This window comes from Qipengyuania sp. NPDC077410 (genome assembly GCF_044543405.1).
Taxonomy (GTDB): domain Bacteria; phylum Pseudomonadota; class Alphaproteobacteria; order Sphingomonadales; family Sphingomonadaceae; genus Qipengyuania; species Qipengyuania pacifica.
In genome coordinates this window covers 1,369,720-1,384,805 of record NZ_JBITWB010000001.1, presented here as the reverse complement: position 1 = coordinate 1,384,805, position 15,086 = coordinate 1,369,720, and the positions used below count along the sequence as shown (strand labels likewise).

Here is a 15,086-nt window from a genome sequence, read left to right as displayed (position 1 = left end):
TTACTTTAATGCCGCGTCACCTGCCGATTGGACTATCGAGCTGGAAGGGACGCGCACAGTATGATCGAACGGCTCGACCGTTACCGGATAGAGGGCAAGCTTGGCGAAGGCGCCATGGCGGACGTTTACCGTGCACACGATCCGGAAATCGGTCGTACGGTTGCCATCAAGGTTCTCAAACCCGAATTCGCCAGCAATGCAGACATTGGTAGTCGTTTCCTGCGCGAAGCGCGGGCCGCAGGTGCCCTGAGCCACGCCAACATCGCGACGATCTATGACGTGGGCGAGGCCGACGGAATTGCGTACATCGCGATGGAGTTGGTGGACGGACGCCCGCTCGACCGTTGGATTGCGGCCAATGGCAGGATTCCGCATGAAAGAACGCTCCATCTAGCTCTGCAACTCGCCCAGGCTCTCGGCTATGCGCATAGCATGGGGATCGTGCATCGCGACGTGAAGCCATCCAACATTTTGATCTCCGAAGACGGGAAGACCGTGAAACTGCTCGACTTCGGGGTAGCGAGAATGGGCGATGCCGATCCTTCCGCGCTTGAGAGGACGCAGGTGGGCCAGCTTGTCGGCACACCGCGCTACATGAGCCCCGAACAGGCGCTCGGTCTGCCGGTGGACGCCCGTTCCGACCTCTTTTCGCTCGGGGCGGTTTTCTACGAAATGACGACCGGAAAACCAGCTTTCCCCGGCGGAGAACTGGCAGTGCTCGCAATCCAGATTGCTCAGGGCAAAGTCACGCCGATCGGAGAGGTCACCACTGATTGCCCACCTGGATTTCGCGCGATCATAGACAGACTTCTCGCGAAAAAACCCGAGCAACGTTATGCGGATGGCACTGCCCTCGCCCAAGTGCTCGAACGCGAAGTGAACGACGCACGCGAGGGAGGCGCAGTTTCGCGAGGCCTTTCTTTGCGGTTCAAAGTTCCAATCGCGCTTTTTCTGGTCACGGCCCTCGCCTTGGCGGCTTGCGTCAGCGTCATTCTCCACCGCCAGCAGCAAGCACTCGAAACGATGGCGGCCGCGACCGGAAACAGCATTGCTGCCTTCATTACCGGCAATGCGGCCGTCACGATTGCAGAGAACGCCGGAATGCCGTCTGCGCAACAGGACTGGACGGCTCTTCAGGCGTTCGTCACCACTGCCGCGCAAGACGACGCCATGCGCGGGATTGTGGTCGCCGACGCAGATGGCACGATCCGGGCGTCCAGCAACCCGCAACTCATCGGCAGGCGCTACCAGAGTCATGACGCCGAGGACGCGATCCTGGAACAGCCGGATCGACGCGTCACGAATGTGTCCGACGCGGATGGCGGTGGCATGCGTTTTGTTCATCCGGTGAACTATGCCGGGGTCCGGTTCGGAACAGTAGATCTGGTGCTGAAACGCGACGCGCTCAATGCGGCCCTTTCTACATCGAAAGCTCTGTTTGCAGGGCTTTCGGCCGCTGTCATGGCCGTAGTCCTGCTCATTGGATATCTAAGCGGCGCGTTTGTAGCGCGTCCACTGCGTCGCCTGCGAAAGGCGCTGGACGAAATGACGGCGGGCGATCTCACCACCCGCATTTCACATCAGCGCCGGGACGAGGTGGGCGAGGCTTTCGATGCCTTCAACCGCGCAGCATCCACCGCTGAGGTGCGCAGTGCCAGCACCCCGAAACCGGCCGATACCGCGGTTCTTGCTACCCGGATCGCGGCGTAGGAGCATCGCAATGTACATGCTTCAACTGTTCGATATCGACGACGCAGTCCAGCCGATCGACGCACGGCTGTTTGCTACGGGGAACCTCACTATCGGACGCGACGCTGCTGCCGACTGGAGCATTGCAGACCCCAATTGCGAAGTGTCACGCAATCATTGCGAACTTCGGATCTCGGACAATGGCCTGTCGCTCCATGTCAGCGGAGCGAACGGCGTTTATGACGACTTCAGCGGCGCCCGTTATCCGGACGACGCCGAATTCGTGCTCTCTCTGCCGGCAACATTGAGGCTGGGACGGTTCCGCATCGTCATCGCTCCTGCGCCCCTTGCCGCATCGCCTTCCGGCGCAGCAGATCGCACGATGGTTCTTACTCCTCCGCTTGGCACATCGACCGACGTTCCCAGCGAATGGGACGAACCGACAAATCAATCGACACCTGCCAGCGGAACGCTTCTGGAAGCTTTCTGTCAGGGGGCCCAACTCGATGCGTCGCTGTTGTCCAGCGAAGACCCCGATGAGATCATGCGCCGCGCGGGCGCTCTTTACCGCCAGATGGTCCTTGGAATTGGCGATCTTATGTCCGAACGCAATGCCGCGCGGCAAAGATACAGCCTCAACCGGACAACCATGTCGGGCCAGGACAACAATCCTTTCAAATGGGCACCGTCCCAAAGGCTCGCCGTCGACCTCCTGCTTGCAGAATCAACCGGCTTCATGTCCGGTCCTACAGCGCTCCAAGCTTCGTTTCGCGACGTCAAACGGCATCTCGTCGCTACCTTTGCAGGCATGCGCGGGAGCCTGCGCGCAGCGATCAATCATTTGAACCCGGATCGACTGGACGGGTCGGGTTCTCGGCGCAAGACGTTGCTTCAGACGCGCTCTCAGTCAGCCTTGGCACAACTACGTGAGCGTCATGCCGAACTTTGTTCCGAGATTGCGGACGGTGTGCCGGGCGCGCTCGACCGCGCCTTTGTGGTGGCCTACGACGAAGCGGAAACGGTTGCTGATAAATGCGACTGAGCAGGTTCTTCCGGCATCGGAAAGAGAGCGGTCCGCTGGCTTCGTCGGATATTCAATCCGTAAGCCGTAGCCATGTCGGTCGGTTCCGCACTCTTAACGAGGACCGCATCCTTGATCGTCCGAATTCCCGGTTATGGGCAATCGCCGACGGCATGGGCGGTCATGTGAACGGCAGTCTCGCTGCAGAGACCGTCATTGCCCATCTTGGAGGTTTGCCGCAGGTACAGGAACCGGCGGCCATTCGCGCTGCCATCGAAGCGGCGAATGGCTCGATCCTTGAACAGGCTGGCGGAAAAAGCGGGACGACAATCGTCGCACTGAAAATATTTGATGACTGCGCGCGCATCTGGTGGGCCGGCGACAGTCGCGCCTATCGTTTGAGAGACGGGAAAGTGGACCTTCTCACCCGAGACCATAGCCTTGTACAGGAACTGGTCGAAGTGGGCGAATTAGCCGCTGACGAAGCGGCAGGACACCCTCGGGCCAATGTCATCACCCGTGCGCTCGGCATTGCCAGCAGTATAGATCTCGACGTGCGGGAAATCGAAGTGTGTGCGGGCGACCTGTTGCTTTTGTGCTCTGACGGCCTTTCCCGCTCGTTTGTTAGTGACGATCTTCGCAACGAGGAGCCGATCGATGCCATGGCTGATCGATTGCTCAGGAATGCACTCGAGCGAGACGGGCGCGACAACATCTCCTTCGTGCTCGTAAAAGCGTAAGCGTTCTCGATACTACCGACGTTGTGAGATCAACGGGGGAGTGCGTCAAAATCCCCGGACAATTCACAACAGGAACCACATACCTCCCAGCAAAACGACCGAGCCGGTTCCCATCAGACTCGCGACCAGCCGCAGGTTCATCCGCCTCAGGGGCTGGACAGAATGAGCGTCCAGCCGCTCGAGAACGCTGCAGGAATTACGCTCCGCGAGGTAGAATATCACCATCCCAGACAGGATGAAGCAGGATGCTATTGCCTTGGGCAACCAAGACGGTTCCATCTTTCCAAACAAGGCATTGAACCCCAAGCCGATGCCAACCGCTGCAAGACCTGTTCGCATCCAGCCCGCAAATGTTCTTTCATTCGCTAGCACGGTGCGGTCCTCAGCCAGATCGGTACGCTCTCCGGCAAGCTCGGCGGTGTCGCTCGATTTCGTCATACGCCTTCAGTGCCACGTCGGCCGCCGCCGTGCGCACAACATAAGTTGCGCTCCTCATCGAGACGTATGTCTCGGTGTTCTCATGATAATTCCACATGATCTTTGTTGTGTGAAGGAACCCGATGGAGGCGATATTCGCTCAGTCGCTACTATCGACGCAATCCGTGTTTTGAACCAGTAAGCGCGGCATCATACGCTAGGTTCGTGAGAACCCCTGTCGTTACAGCAAAGGGTACTGCTTGAATGTTCACGCAATTGCAGACGCCCCTTCCGGTTCATGTGATCGGCAAAGGCGCGGGGCTGGCTTTCGCAGTGATCGATTATGGCGCGGAGCATAATCTGATATGGGTGACTGCGCTGGATGAGGGCGGCGAAATCTGGTGTGCACCCAACCCGAAGGTGCGGGTCGCGGAGAACTGGTCGCTAGGTCGTAGCAGGGACTCGATAGCTGGCGCCGACAGTCTTGCTGCCCCGGAGGGTGATACCCCTTGAACCAGAAACCGATTGCCTTCTTCGCCCATCATCAGGGCCGGGGCCACGCAAACCGGATAATGGCGATTTCCAAACACATTCCTCCCGAAAGACCTATCACCATTTTGACTGCGCAACCGGGGCAGTTTGAAAGCCTACCTCGCGAGGCTGAGCTCGTCCGGCTCCCGGACATGATCGGCGCGCCATCGCGACCCAAAGCCTTGCACGACCAGGCGACACCATCCGTTCTGCATTGCGTTCCACTAGGCGTAGACGAGATGCGCGATCATATGGGCATTATCGCCCAAACCTTACGCGCCATCGATCCGGCCCTTTTCGTCATCGATGTGTCCGCGGAAATCGCACTTCTTTCGCGCATCATGAGCATACCAGCCGTCACGATCCGCATGCATGGCGATCGGTCAGACATTGGTCATCTCGCGGGATACGAAGCCTGTGTGGGCATGCTCGCGCCGTTCGACGACGCCATCGAACAGGATAGCTACCCTGACTGGGCTCGCTCGCGCACCTTTTACACTGGCGGCCTCTGCACCACGAAAGATCCAATCCTCACGCGAGACGAAGCCCGCAAACGGCTGGACCTGCCGCTCGACAAGCCCATTACGTTGGTGATCGCAGGCGGCGGTGGATCGGGTACTCCCTACGCTCCGTTAACCGTGGCTGCCCGGGCAGAACCCGAAGGTCTATGGCTCGTTGCAGGCCCCGTCCACCGCGAAGGACATGAAACGGATTTCGGCAACCTGCGCGAACTCGGATGGATCGATAATCTGACGGAGTTTCTGTGTGCGGCAGACCGGGTCGTTGCATCGGCCGGCGACAATACGGTCCATGAGATCGCGAGAGCGGCCAAGCCTTTCCTCTGCATTCCAGAGTGGCGATACTTCGATGAACAACAGGACAAGGCTGCCGAGTTGGCCCGAGTAGGTGCCGCCATCCACCTCAACACCTGGCCAGCTTCGATACCACACTGGCAACGTGCGCTCGCAGACACGGACGGGCTGGATGTTTCGAGGCTCGCGACCCTTCACGACGAGGAGGCTGCGCAGAAGGCGGCGCAATGGCTGGAAAGCGAAGCGCGCCGTTTATGGGCTAACTGAAACGGATTTCCGGACCCTGCGTTGTCTTGGCAATCTCTGACGCTGTTGGATGGCGGATCACGGTCAGCTTATCCGCATCACGCTCTATCAATCCGCGACGTGCGAAATCGTCCAGCCAGTAATCCATGCACCACTCATGCCAGCAATCGTGGAAAAGCGTCGCATTGCGGACAATGCTCTCGAAATGCTGGAGAGGCGGTTTGTTGATTGTGTGATGCTGGTGGTAACATACCGTGCCTCCCAGCCAGTAAAGTTCGGCTCCGGCTCTTTCGAGGCGGCGACCGAAATCCGTTTCCTCCGCGCCATAGCCGACGTATCGTTCATCCATGCCTCCTGCGCTGTCCCACGTCTTTCCTGTAAGGATGAAGGCAAGACCCCAGATTTCACCAAAGTCCTGAATGGCCCTGGTCGCGCACATGGAAAGGTCGGGCTTCGCCGGGTGGCGCTTGCCTGCCCATTCGAGTTTGGTGACATCAGGCGTGCGCTGCGTGTGGTCCAGCCAGCCGTCCGGATTGCCTGGAAGGTAGCGGACCTCGGGCAAAAAGACGCCATCGGGAAGTTGGTCGACGGCTTCGATCGCGCGTTTCACAAAGTTTCGATCAGGGATGCAGTCGACATCTAGAAACGCCAGAATTTCTCCTTCCGCCTGATCGGCAGCGTGGTTTCGCGCTTTGGCTAGCGGGAGGGCATCGCCATCGATTTGCAGCAGACGAATAGGGAAAGGACAGTCTGGAGGAACTCGAGGTGCTACGTCCTGCATGAAAGCGACGATCAGTTCGTCCGGCATTCTCGCCTGCGCGCATAGCCCGGCAATCAGATGATCCAGATGCACTTGGCGACCCCGCACCAGCGTAAGCACAGATACCGAGCGGTACGTCATTGCCAGTGCCCGGCCTCGCTGTAGTGGCGGACCCCCTCGAGCACTCCCCCAGCGTGGGTAGCAGATGCCATATAGGCATGGGAGAGCGCGGGATCATCGCCCAGGCCGTCACTCCAGTTGCCGACAATGATGGGATGAGGACATGCGCGGAGCATGGCCCGGTCGTTCCCGCTGTCGCCTGCCACGACTACTTGCGATTGCGTCATGCCTAGCGCATCCGCAACATGCAGAACGGCGGCGTGTTTGCCCACGCCTCTGGCCAGGATATCCAGATATCGGCCATGACTGGCGACGATCTCGATATCCAAACCGGCGTCGTGCATGGTTCGGCGGATTTCTTCCGGATCGTGATCGTCGAGGAAGTAACTCGCCTTGCCCTTGCGCTGTTCGAGAGGCGCCTGAGGGCGAAGGCCGAGGTCTCTGGCCAAGCATTCTATTGCTTCACCTCGCCAATCCCTCGCCACGTACTTTGCCCATGCGCCGTCCTCCGCATAGCTTCGCGTCGCGGGATCATACCAATGAATTTGGCTGCCCACGCTGCTGATGATGACGTTCGGCGTGGGAACTCCTTCTGCCGCAAGTATGGCCTGAGCGCTGTGAAAGCTGCGCCCGGTAGCAATCCCCAACGCGATCTTGGATGAGTTCTGGGTTTGCCAGTCGAGAAATTCGCGCAGCGCCGCCCGATCACCCAGCAGGGTATTGTCGATGTCGCAGACAAGAAGCCGTCGATGCTCGCTGCTCGGCTTCTGAGGCTTTAACAGCTCGCGGATCAGCTTGTGATAGATGTCCGTATGAGCTTCCCAGTCGTAGGCAGCGACTGCATCGCCGCCCGCCGATGCGTATCGAATCCATTCGCGTCGATTGGAGATAATCTCAAGACAGGCACTAGCAATCGCCGCTGGATCCTTGGGACAAACCAGAAGACCGTTCTTGCAGCGCTCCACGATATCGTTGGGGCCTCCACTATCGGTAGCAACTACCGGCAGACGCGCAGCAGCCGCTTCGAGTAGGGTCAGACCAAATGGCTCATTCAGTGCTGGGTTTACGAAAACGCCGCCACTCTCCCGGGCAAGAGCATAATAGGCCGGGATGTCTTCGGGCTCGTGCGATTTGGGATAGGCAACCTTCCCGTACAGATCGTGCGAATCGACCGCGCGGATAAGCTCCTCGCAGATCGACCGACATTCAGGCTCGAGATCGGTAATCCTGCTCCGGCAACCGGCAACGATAACCAAGTTCGCACGGTCTTGAAGAGACGGGTTGGACGCATATGCTTCGACAAGCCCAATCAGATTTTTCTTTCGGACCGGACGGGCGATGGCCAGAATTATGGGCTTTTTCGGATCTCGTAAAAAGCGCTCAACCTCTTGCTGCACCTTCGCATTTGGTGCCGCTCCTTCGAAGCGTTCCAATTCGCAGCCAGGGGGAATGACCCGGATCCGTCCCGCAGGGATCGAACGGTAATGCGCATACTGGGCTTCAGCCTCGTCGCGCGAACTCGCAATCACGGCGTCGGCGGCTTCCAGCGCCCTTTCTTCAATAGCTATTCGCCGTTCCAGCTCGTCATTGGTTCGGCCGTTGGCCTCTCGTTTGACCGCTCCCAGAGAATGTCCTGTGAAAACATAGGGAATGCCAAACACCTCCTTCGCGCGGCGAGCCAGAATGCCAGCGTCGGCGTAGTGCGCGTGGATGAGATCAGGTTTCCTATGGAGACCGCGAAGATAGGCGATGAAGGAATCGCACAGCTCGCCATGGCGATGGCGCAGGTCTTCCTTGGGAAGGTAAGCTTCCTCGCCATCGGCAATCCGGACGAGACGCACCTTGTGATCACGCTCGCTCTCACCGGGTCGAAATTTTTCGCCCAGTCGTGAATCCACAAACCCTCGCGTCACGAGATCGATGCGGTGAACGGAGGGATCTTTTGCGCTCGCGTCAGCAAGCTCCAGCAGATATTTGATATGACCGCCGGTGTCCGCCGTCAGCCCATAGGGAACATCCTGCAAAGTGAGACACCCTTGGAGCGCAACATGGCAAATGAACATGTGAAGACCCTTTCCAAAGGGTAGGATTCACTTATACATGCTAAGTTCCTGAAATAGCAGGCAATCTATGTTAGTTCTATGCGTATAGCTCATGTCGCGCCCGTGATTTATCCCATCCCGCCGAAGACGTATGGCGGGACAGAGCGTGTCGTCGCCGATCTTGCTACGGCACAGGCCAAAGCGGGGCATGAGGTCAGTGTGTTCGCGCCTCGCGACAGTACGCTAACGGACGTCGAAATAGTCGGGAGCTATCGCTCAGCCTCCGCATCTTCCGACACAAATGGAAAACTGACGCCGGGCTTCCCGGCAGAATTGGAGGCGGAACAACTCGCCGATCTCGTAACGCGCGCTGCGCAGTTCGACGTTGTACACCTCCATGGCTCCGCTCATGCGAGCGGAGTATGTGCTGCGCTAGGAATTCCGACATTTCGCACGGTTCACTGGCGAGCAGACGAACCAGATCATGTGCGACATTTTCAAAGCTTCCCGAAGGAACGGGTCATTGCAATTTCGCGGCGGCAAGCCTTGGACGTGCCTCGCGCCAACCTGGCAGGAGTGGTGCATCACGGCATACCGCTTGACCGGTACGCCTTCGGAGGCAGCGGCACTGACTACCTCGCCTTCCTCGGGCGAATGACTGACCAGAAACGTCCCGATCGCGCCATCGCGCTCGCCAGGCAGAGCGGTCTGACCCTAAAACTTGCGGGGCCGGTAGACCCCGGCAATCCAACATACTTCGATGACGTCGTTAAACCGCATCTAGATGCCGCTATTCAGCACCTGGGCAATGTCACGGACGATCAGAAGCAAGGTTTTCTGTCGAACGCACTGGCCCTGATGTTCCCGATCGACTGGCCTGAACCGTTCGGCCTCGTCATGATCGAAGCCATGGCATGCGGAACTCCGGTTATCGGATGGGATGAGGGTAGTGTCCGCGAAATCGTCGATGATGGGGTAACGGGTATTATCGTCAATTCGGTTGAGGAGGCGCTCGATCGTCTGCCGGAAATTCGCAACCTTGACCCTGCCATCATCCGCAAGACGTTCGAGCAACGGTTTTCGGCCGACAGAATGGCCCGCGAAATAACGGACCTCTACCGCCAGTTTGGCGTCTAACGGTCGTCCAGTGTATCCAGCGCCAGGTCGCCGTCGCCATACAGATAGTCTCCATCGAACTCGCCCAGCTTGTTCAATGCCGCCTCGTCTTGGATGACAATCCTGCCATCGCCCTGTGGATCGAGAATTCCGCGTTCACGAAGGTTTCTGAAGCTGCGATTGGCGTGGACCGAGGTTATACCGCACGCTTCTGCATAATCGCGCTGCAACAGCGGAACCGGCAGATTGGTGCCATCAAACCGCCCGACGAACTTGAGCCGCTCGATTATCTCCGAAACCAGATGCGCGATCCGCCCCTCGGCATTGAGGCGCCCCAAACGGAATATCCATTCCCGATGCATGGCCGCGTCGAGCAAGGTCGAAAACCACATCGCCCGGGCCAGATGCGGGAAACGCTCGACCAGCCGGGCGATCGCCGTGTGCGGCACTTTAGCCAAGGTTACAGTATCGAGCGATGCGACATTGTGATCGAGCCGTTTCATGGGAAAACCGTGCAGGTCGACGAAATCGCCCGTGACGTTCAAACCGACCAGCTGGCGTTCGCCCCGGCGATCATCGATATGCCGGAGCATCGTCCCTTCGATGATATAGTAGGAATTCTCTATCCGCTCGCCCCGCTCAACCAATGTCTTGCGCGGATCGAGTTTGACGACATCGACGACAGCATCCTCGAGAGCGCGCTTCTCATCCGCGCTGAGATCGTGTCGAAGCCTGCCTTTGAGGAATAATTCGGTACGCACGGATAGTCCCTGTTTGTTCCACGCTTCGCTATCCGCCCGGCAGGCCGGTGTCAAAGCGGGAGCAACTAACTTAAGTCAGGCAAGGTAGAATTGCGCAGAACGTCAATCAACACTTCCGGTAATCAAGCACGATGCGATTAGCTGAAGCTGATCCCACCGCGCCAGCTTGGCGGGACGTGGCACCGGCAAAATGCAGCGCCGAACAACGAGCTTGCTGAAGCCTTCTTCAGATGACCCCGGCCTTAGGTGCCTAAGCTCACATCGCTATTTTGCGTTCGTTTCCGAAAGATGGTGCCCAGAAGAGGCATCACATTCGAACTTCTTTTCCGTTTAATTTCTGATGTTTAGATATTTCGGTCAAGCTGAAAAGCCCGCAAAAGGCCCGCAAAATCCCTCTAATGTATTGGTTCGATGCCTTTTTTAGGACTCGGAATTTCAATTTCAAACTTGACCGCGGAGTAGGTCGTTATCCGCTTTGCGCTCCAATCTCCGCTATTCTACGGGCTGCGCGCTCTGCCCGGAAGCAGTCATCCGTTCGGTTTACTTTAAATCATCGATATTCGTTCCAGCTTCTCTTCTTTTTGGCCGATAGTCTGGGAGGGGAGGATTTGATGTAATTCCCTCAACCTGAATATCTTCGATTTTTTCACTGAGAGGAGCAAGTTCGCGACTAAGCTCGCGAAGGTCCGTTTCACCTTCAACCAAAGAATCTTCGACCGCCGGAATGCCACTCCTTATCTGGGAAAGTTTGTTTTCAGCGTTCTGCACGCCCTCCCTGAATTGGCGAAGGCGTCGTTGCGCGATAGCAGAAGCGCTCCGCCCTGAGATCCGCCGATCTGCATCTCGAAGATTATTTCCCCATCCACCAACCCTGTGCCCTAAGTCTAACAATCTTCCTTTTGTTGAGGCCAATCGTTCGTCCCAACCTTCGGCGTCCGATGCGAGTGCGGCCGTCGTGACTCGAAGCCGGACAAGATCGGAGGTGATCACCCGTTGCTTTTCTGGCTCCAGTCCTTCGTTCAGAGCGCGAATGCTATTTGCCACGGTCTCTACAGTGGCGGTCGCATCCCTCCCCAATAGTCCGGTTTCGTCCGCGGCGGGAATGATCTTTTTTCCTGACTTGTCGGTGTAAATGCCCTGACGACCCCGTCGGCCCTCGAGCACGAGCGCAGCCTCTCCAGTTATCAGATCCGTGCTGATTGTCGCTTCAAGGCCGTGGACTTTCGCCGCAGAAGGATCGAGAGTCAGAACAACGACCACGTTTTCCGGTTCATTTTCCGCCAGACGGACCGATGTTACCTGTCCCACAGGGACTCCCGATAGTGTTACAGTCGATCCCGACTGAAGGCCTTCCACGGAGCGATCAAACTTGATCTGATATGTTTCCTGATTTGGTCTGGGATCGATTAGCCACATCGCGAAAGCGATGGTCGTAAGCATCAGAATGCCAACGATCCACGCCACTAGGGAGAAGTTTGCGTTAGTTTCCATCTAGCACGCCGCCAGCGGTTTGTTCGTCCGGCAGAGGGCCGGTGCAATGAAAGTTCGCGTCCCGCATGCTCCATTCGGTTGTCCGCTATAGAACATGACCGAGGTTCGTCCCCTGGCGCAATCGCCACGAGCGGGGCATCCGGGCGCGTCGAATGTGTTTTGGTTTTGAGATCGGCCTAGTCCCAACACGGGCGTGATGCCGCCCCGCCCGTGGCGACCGAATATTGCTATGACTTGCGCAAGCCGCGTCCGGTCACTCAAGCGCGAAGGCGTCATGTCTTCCAGGCCGCTGCTGGAGGATGTGATTTCAAGTCTCCTGGCGATGTCCGTCTGGTTCAGGGCAGGAGCTCTGATCAACTGCGCCAACACACGCCACTGCGTACGATTGAGGCTCAGCGGCTGTGCTCGGTCATCGAATGCCTTGCGCGCGGCGCGGCTGATCTGGTCCATCATGAAGATCGCTCGATCATCGTGGGTGATGACATTGTCGAGTGCGAGAGTGCCCTCATCTTCTGGCATGAGACATTCCTATCGATCGGAGAAAAATAGTAAAGGACTTTCGCATTTTGTTTTGGCCGCTATATCGCTCGCGCAGCGGCTCAAACGATGGCGAGGAGCGAAATAATCATGGCGGACGAGACAGCAGGGGCTAGCGATGAAGGCGCACGTCCGACGGGGTTGTCCAGTCCGCGGGTCCGGCTGGGTCTGCTGATCGCCGGCATTCTGGTCCTGCTCGCCGGGAGCTACTGGTATTACAATCATCAGACGTACGGCAGATTCCAGCAGTCCACCGACAACGCTTATATTGCCGCCGACAGCGTCATCATCTCCCCCAAAATTGCGGGCTACGTCGAGCGCGTATTAGTGACGGAGAATCAAACGGTCGCGTCGGGCGATGCGCTTGTCCAGCTGGACGTGCGAGATTATCGTGCCCAAACGAACCAGGTCGAAGCCCAGATCGCCGCGTCGCTCGCCGGAGCAGATACGGTACGCGCCCAGCAACAAGAGCAGGACGCGGCAATTGCCCAGGCCCGTGCACAGCTCGCAGCGGCATCTGCACAGGCTGGTCTCGCTGCTGAGCAGGTTGTCCGGTACCGCCCCCTTGCCGCTTCGGGAGCGGAGCCGCGCGAGAGGCTCGATCAGCTGGAGGCCCAGGCCAGAGAAGCGCAGGCTCAAGTCGCGGCAGCGCGCGCCGCGCTCACGGCGGCACAGCGCCGACAGAACACGCTTAGCGAGCAGATAGACCAGGCCAATTCGCAAGCCAACGCCGCTCGTGCGCAACTCGAGGCCGCCCGTCTGAACCTGTCATCGACCACGCTCCAGGCCAGTATTTCCGGGCGGGTGGGTGACCTCACGGTCCGACCTGGACAATTTGTCCAGCCTGGCCAACGCCTTATGAGCCTCGTACCGACCGACCGCCTCTACGTGACAGCAAATTTCAAGGAAACGCAGCTCGGACTTGTCCGCCCGGGGCAACCCGTCACCTTGGAAATCGACGCGCTGCCGGACCTCGAGCTATCAGGAAGAGTGCAGAGCATCGCGCCGGGTACCGGGGCAGAATTCTCAATCCTTCCGCCACAGAACGCGACGGGTAATTTCACCAAGATCGTTCAGCGCGTCCCGGTGCGCATATCCATTCAGGCTTCGCCCGAGATCCTGCGTCTGCTGGTGCCGGGCATGTCTGTTGTCGCGAGTGTCGATACGCGCGCCGCTAGAGACCAACTCGATTCGATCCGCAACGCGGCCGGAGACTGACCGATGGCAGGCGCCGCTGCAGCGGTTTCGCCGCCGGTCGAAAAGGCCGATGCTACGGCCTGGATCGCCGTAGCCGCCGGTGCGCTGGGGGCGATGCTGGCAACGCTTGACATCTCGATCGTCAATTCGGCGCTGCCGACGATCCAGGGGGAAATCGGCGCGACCGGAACCGAAGGCACCTGGATCGCGACAGCCTTCCTTGTTGCCGAGATCATCATCATTCCTCTGAGCGCGTGGCTGGAAAGACTGCTCGGCCTTCGCACGCTGCTCATCGTCGCGGTTTCTGCCTTCACGGCCTTTTCGGTGTTGTGCGGCATTGCCACCGATCTGACGACGATGATCATCGGTCGCACCGGTCAAGGGTTCATGGGCGGCGCGCTTATTCCAACCGCCATGACCATCGTCGCAAAGCGACTGCCTCCATCGCAACAGCCGATTGGCATGGCGCTCTTCGGAATGACCGTGGTTCTTGGGCCGGTAATGGGCCCGTTGGTGGGGGGCTGGCTTACCGAGAACCTGAGCTGGCACTACGCCTTCTTCGTCAACGTGCCCGTCTGCGCGTTGCTCCTTGCTTTACTATTCATCGGGCTACCCCATGAAAAGCCCGACTGGGTTTACCTGCGCGAGGCTGATTGGGCGGGAATAGCTGGTATGATCCTTGGGTTGGGTGGGCTGACCATCGTTCTGGAAGAAGGCCACCGTGAGGAGTGGTTCGATTCCACGCTGATCGTCCAGCTCACACTGATGACGGTCGTGGGTTTTGCACTTCTGACCTACGGACAGCTTTACGCGCGCAAACCCGTGCTCAAATTGCGCCTGATGCTCAGCAGGCAGTTTGCCAGCGTCGTGGTGATGGCACTGGCGCTTGGCATGGTCATGTATGGCTCGACCTACGTGATCCCGCAATTTCTCGCGATAATTTCCGATTATAATGCCTTGCAGACCGGACTTGTGATCTTCTGGATGGGCGTTCCGGCTTTCCTGTTGATGCCCGTTCTCCCGTTCATGATCCGCAGGATTCACATCCGCATTGCGGTCGGCGCGGGCATGTTCATCATGGCGCTAAGCTGTTTCGTCAGCATAAATCTGACAGCGGAATCGGGAGGTGGAGTGTTCACCGAAAGCCAGTTCCTGCGTGGCATCGGCATGATCCTCACGATGATGTTCCTCAACCAGGCGACGGTAGCTTCGGTTGCCAAGGAGGATGCCGGCGATGCTTCCGGGATCTTCAACGCGGCGCGAAACCTCGGGGGCTCGTTCGCGCTCGCGGGGCTTGCCTCGTTCCAGGATCAGCGCCTGTGGCATCATAGTCGACGCATGGAAGAAACCCTCAACGCCAACAGCCCCCGGCTACAGGAATACCTGGACGGCATGACGGCGTCGCTGGGCAGCCCACAGGCCGCGCTGGAGATGCTTTCCGGCATCATTCAGCGCGATGCGTTCGTGATGACCTACAACGATGTCTTTTTCGCCATGGGCGCGATTACCCTGGTCACGGTGCCGCTGGTACTGTTCCTCAAGCCTCTCCCGAAGAACTTATCCCTTTCGATGCACTGAGAACTCTATGCGCAAGACCCTAACCCTC

At 58.4% G+C, this 15,086-nt stretch carries 14 protein-coding genes; 8 read left to right on the top strand and 6 right to left on the bottom strand.

Going from position 1 to position 15,086, the window contains the following annotated elements; translation table 11 throughout:
- The first annotated feature begins 60 nt into the window (after window positions 1-60).
- Genes ACIGGE_RS06755 through ACIGGE_RS06745 form a run of 3 tightly spaced genes read left to right on the top strand, consistent with a single transcriptional unit; the run spans window position 61 to window position 3,450 of the window.
- On the top strand, window positions 61-1,710 hold the full coding sequence (locus tag ACIGGE_RS06755; protein ID WP_397489740.1) for a protein kinase: 1,650 nt from the start codon (window positions 61-63) through the stop codon (window positions 1,708-1,710).
- Between the two features lie 10 nt (window positions 1,711-1,720).
- Window positions 1,721-2,731 carry a type VI secretion system-associated FHA domain protein TagH gene (gene tagH, locus ACIGGE_RS06750; RefSeq protein WP_397489739.1) on the top strand — a complete coding sequence of 337 codons (1,011 nt, stop codon included), beginning with the start codon at window positions 1,721-1,723 and terminating at the stop codon, window positions 2,729-2,731.
- Entirely contained in the window at window positions 2,722-3,450 is a 729-nt protein-coding gene (locus ACIGGE_RS06745; RefSeq protein WP_397489738.1) for a PP2C family protein-serine/threonine phosphatase, read from the top strand. Before tagH ends, ACIGGE_RS06745 begins: the two co-directional genes overlap by 10 nt.
- Before the next feature lie 63 nt (window positions 3,451-3,513).
- Here ACIGGE_RS06745 and ACIGGE_RS06740 read toward each other — a convergent pair whose 3' ends face one another.
- On the bottom strand, window positions 3,514-3,888 hold the full coding sequence (locus ACIGGE_RS06740; protein ID WP_221597184.1) for a YidH family protein: 375 nt from the start codon (window positions 3,886-3,888) through the stop codon (window positions 3,514-3,516).
- Window positions 3,889-4,131: 243 nt separating this feature from the next.
- On the opposite strand from ACIGGE_RS06740, the gene ACIGGE_RS06735 reads away from it, so the two are divergent.
- Window positions 4,132-4,380, top strand: a complete 249-nt coding sequence (locus tag ACIGGE_RS06735) for a hypothetical protein (RefSeq protein ID WP_196847582.1) — start codon at window positions 4,132-4,134, stop codon at window positions 4,378-4,380.
- Window positions 4,377-5,477, top strand: a complete 1,101-nt coding sequence (locus ACIGGE_RS06730) for a glycosyltransferase (RefSeq protein WP_397489737.1) — start codon at window positions 4,377-4,379, stop codon at window positions 5,475-5,477. The genes ACIGGE_RS06735 and ACIGGE_RS06730 overlap by 4 nt, the downstream gene beginning before the upstream one ends.
- Here ACIGGE_RS06730 and ACIGGE_RS06725 read toward each other — a convergent pair.
- Both ACIGGE_RS06725 and ACIGGE_RS06720 read right to left on the bottom strand, forming a co-directional pair.
- On the bottom strand, window positions 5,470-6,357 hold the full coding sequence (locus ACIGGE_RS06725; protein WP_397489736.1) for a glycosyltransferase family 2 protein: 888 nt from the start codon (window positions 6,355-6,357) through the stop codon (window positions 5,470-5,472). The genes ACIGGE_RS06730 and ACIGGE_RS06725 overlap by 8 nt on opposite strands.
- Window positions 6,354-8,399 carry an HAD-IIB family hydrolase gene (locus tag ACIGGE_RS06720; protein WP_397489735.1) on the bottom strand — a complete coding sequence of 682 codons (2,046 nt, stop codon included), beginning with the start codon at window positions 8,397-8,399 and terminating at the stop codon, window positions 6,354-6,356. Before ACIGGE_RS06720 ends, ACIGGE_RS06725 begins: the two co-directional genes overlap by 4 nt.
- A 102-nt stretch (window positions 8,400-8,501) precedes the next feature.
- Between ACIGGE_RS06720 and ACIGGE_RS06715 the strand changes: the two genes are divergently transcribed.
- Window positions 8,502-9,515 carry a glycosyltransferase family 4 protein gene (locus tag ACIGGE_RS06715; protein WP_397489734.1) on the top strand — a complete coding sequence of 338 codons (1,014 nt, stop codon included), beginning with the start codon at window positions 8,502-8,504 and terminating at the stop codon, window positions 9,513-9,515.
- Here ACIGGE_RS06715 and ACIGGE_RS06710 read toward each other — a convergent pair.
- The 3 genes from ACIGGE_RS06710 to ACIGGE_RS06700 all read right to left on the bottom strand — a co-directional run bounded on the left by ACIGGE_RS06710 (window position 9,512) and on the right by ACIGGE_RS06700 (window position 12,196).
- Complete coding sequence (locus ACIGGE_RS06710; protein WP_103025105.1) at window positions 9,512-10,255, bottom strand: Crp/Fnr family transcriptional regulator; 744 nt, start codon at window positions 10,253-10,255, stop codon at window positions 9,512-9,514. The genes ACIGGE_RS06715 and ACIGGE_RS06710 overlap by 4 nt on opposite strands.
- 540 nt (window positions 10,256-10,795) lie before the next feature.
- Entirely contained in the window at window positions 10,796-11,746 is a 951-nt protein-coding gene (locus tag ACIGGE_RS06705; protein WP_082737151.1) for an MlaD family protein, read from the bottom strand.
- The gene (locus tag ACIGGE_RS06700; RefSeq protein ID WP_224802040.1) at window positions 11,747-12,196 is read right to left on the bottom strand and encodes a MarR family transcriptional regulator; all 450 of its coding nucleotides are present in this window, start codon (window positions 12,194-12,196) and stop codon (window positions 11,747-11,749) included.
- 177 nt (window positions 12,197-12,373) lie between these two features.
- On the opposite strand from ACIGGE_RS06700, the gene ACIGGE_RS06695 reads away from it, so the two are divergent.
- Entirely contained in the window at window positions 12,374-13,501 is a 1,128-nt protein-coding gene (locus ACIGGE_RS06695; RefSeq protein WP_050599652.1) for an HlyD family secretion protein, read from the top strand.
- A 3-nt stretch (window positions 13,502-13,504) separates the two neighbouring features.
- On the top strand, window positions 13,505-15,058 hold the full coding sequence (locus tag ACIGGE_RS06690; protein WP_050599572.1) for a DHA2 family efflux MFS transporter permease subunit: 1,554 nt from the start codon (window positions 13,505-13,507) through the stop codon (window positions 15,056-15,058).
- Window positions 15,059-15,086 lie beyond the last annotated feature (28 nt).

Excerpts from the sequence above, each read along its gene's own strand:
- ACIGGE_RS06755 (WP_397489740.1), top strand. The coding sequence starts at position 61 with ATGATCGAACGGCTCGACCGTTACCGGATAGAGGGCAAGCTTGGCGAA.
- tagH (WP_397489739.1), top strand. The coding sequence starts at position 1,721 with ATGTACATGCTTCAACTGTTCGATATCGACGACGCAGTCCAGCCGATC.
- ACIGGE_RS06745 (WP_397489738.1), top strand. The coding sequence starts at position 2,722 with ATGCGACTGAGCAGGTTCTTCCGGCATCGGAAAGAGAGCGGTCCGCTG.
- ACIGGE_RS06740 (WP_221597184.1), bottom strand. The coding sequence starts at position 3,888 with ATGACGAAATCGAGCGACACCGCCGAGCTTGCCGGAGAGCGTACCGAT.
- ACIGGE_RS06735 (WP_196847582.1), top strand. The coding sequence starts at position 4,132 with ATGTTCACGCAATTGCAGACGCCCCTTCCGGTTCATGTGATCGGCAAA.
- ACIGGE_RS06725 (WP_397489736.1), bottom strand. The coding sequence starts at position 6,357 with ATGACGTACCGCTCGGTATCTGTGCTTACGCTGGTGCGGGGTCGCCAA.
- ACIGGE_RS06720 (WP_397489735.1), bottom strand. The coding sequence starts at position 8,399 with ATGTTCATTTGCCATGTTGCGCTCCAAGGGTGTCTCACTTTGCAGGAT.
- ACIGGE_RS06705 (WP_082737151.1), bottom strand. The coding sequence starts at position 11,746 with ATGGAAACTAACGCAAACTTCTCCCTAGTGGCGTGGATCGTTGGCATT.
- ACIGGE_RS06700 (WP_224802040.1), bottom strand. The coding sequence starts at position 12,196 with ATGGACCAGATCAGCCGCGCCGCGCGCAAGGCATTCGATGACCGAGCA.
- ACIGGE_RS06695 (WP_050599652.1), top strand. The coding sequence starts at position 12,374 with ATGGCGGACGAGACAGCAGGGGCTAGCGATGAAGGCGCACGTCCGACG.
- ACIGGE_RS06690 (WP_050599572.1), top strand. The coding sequence starts at position 13,505 with ATGGCAGGCGCCGCTGCAGCGGTTTCGCCGCCGGTCGAAAAGGCCGAT.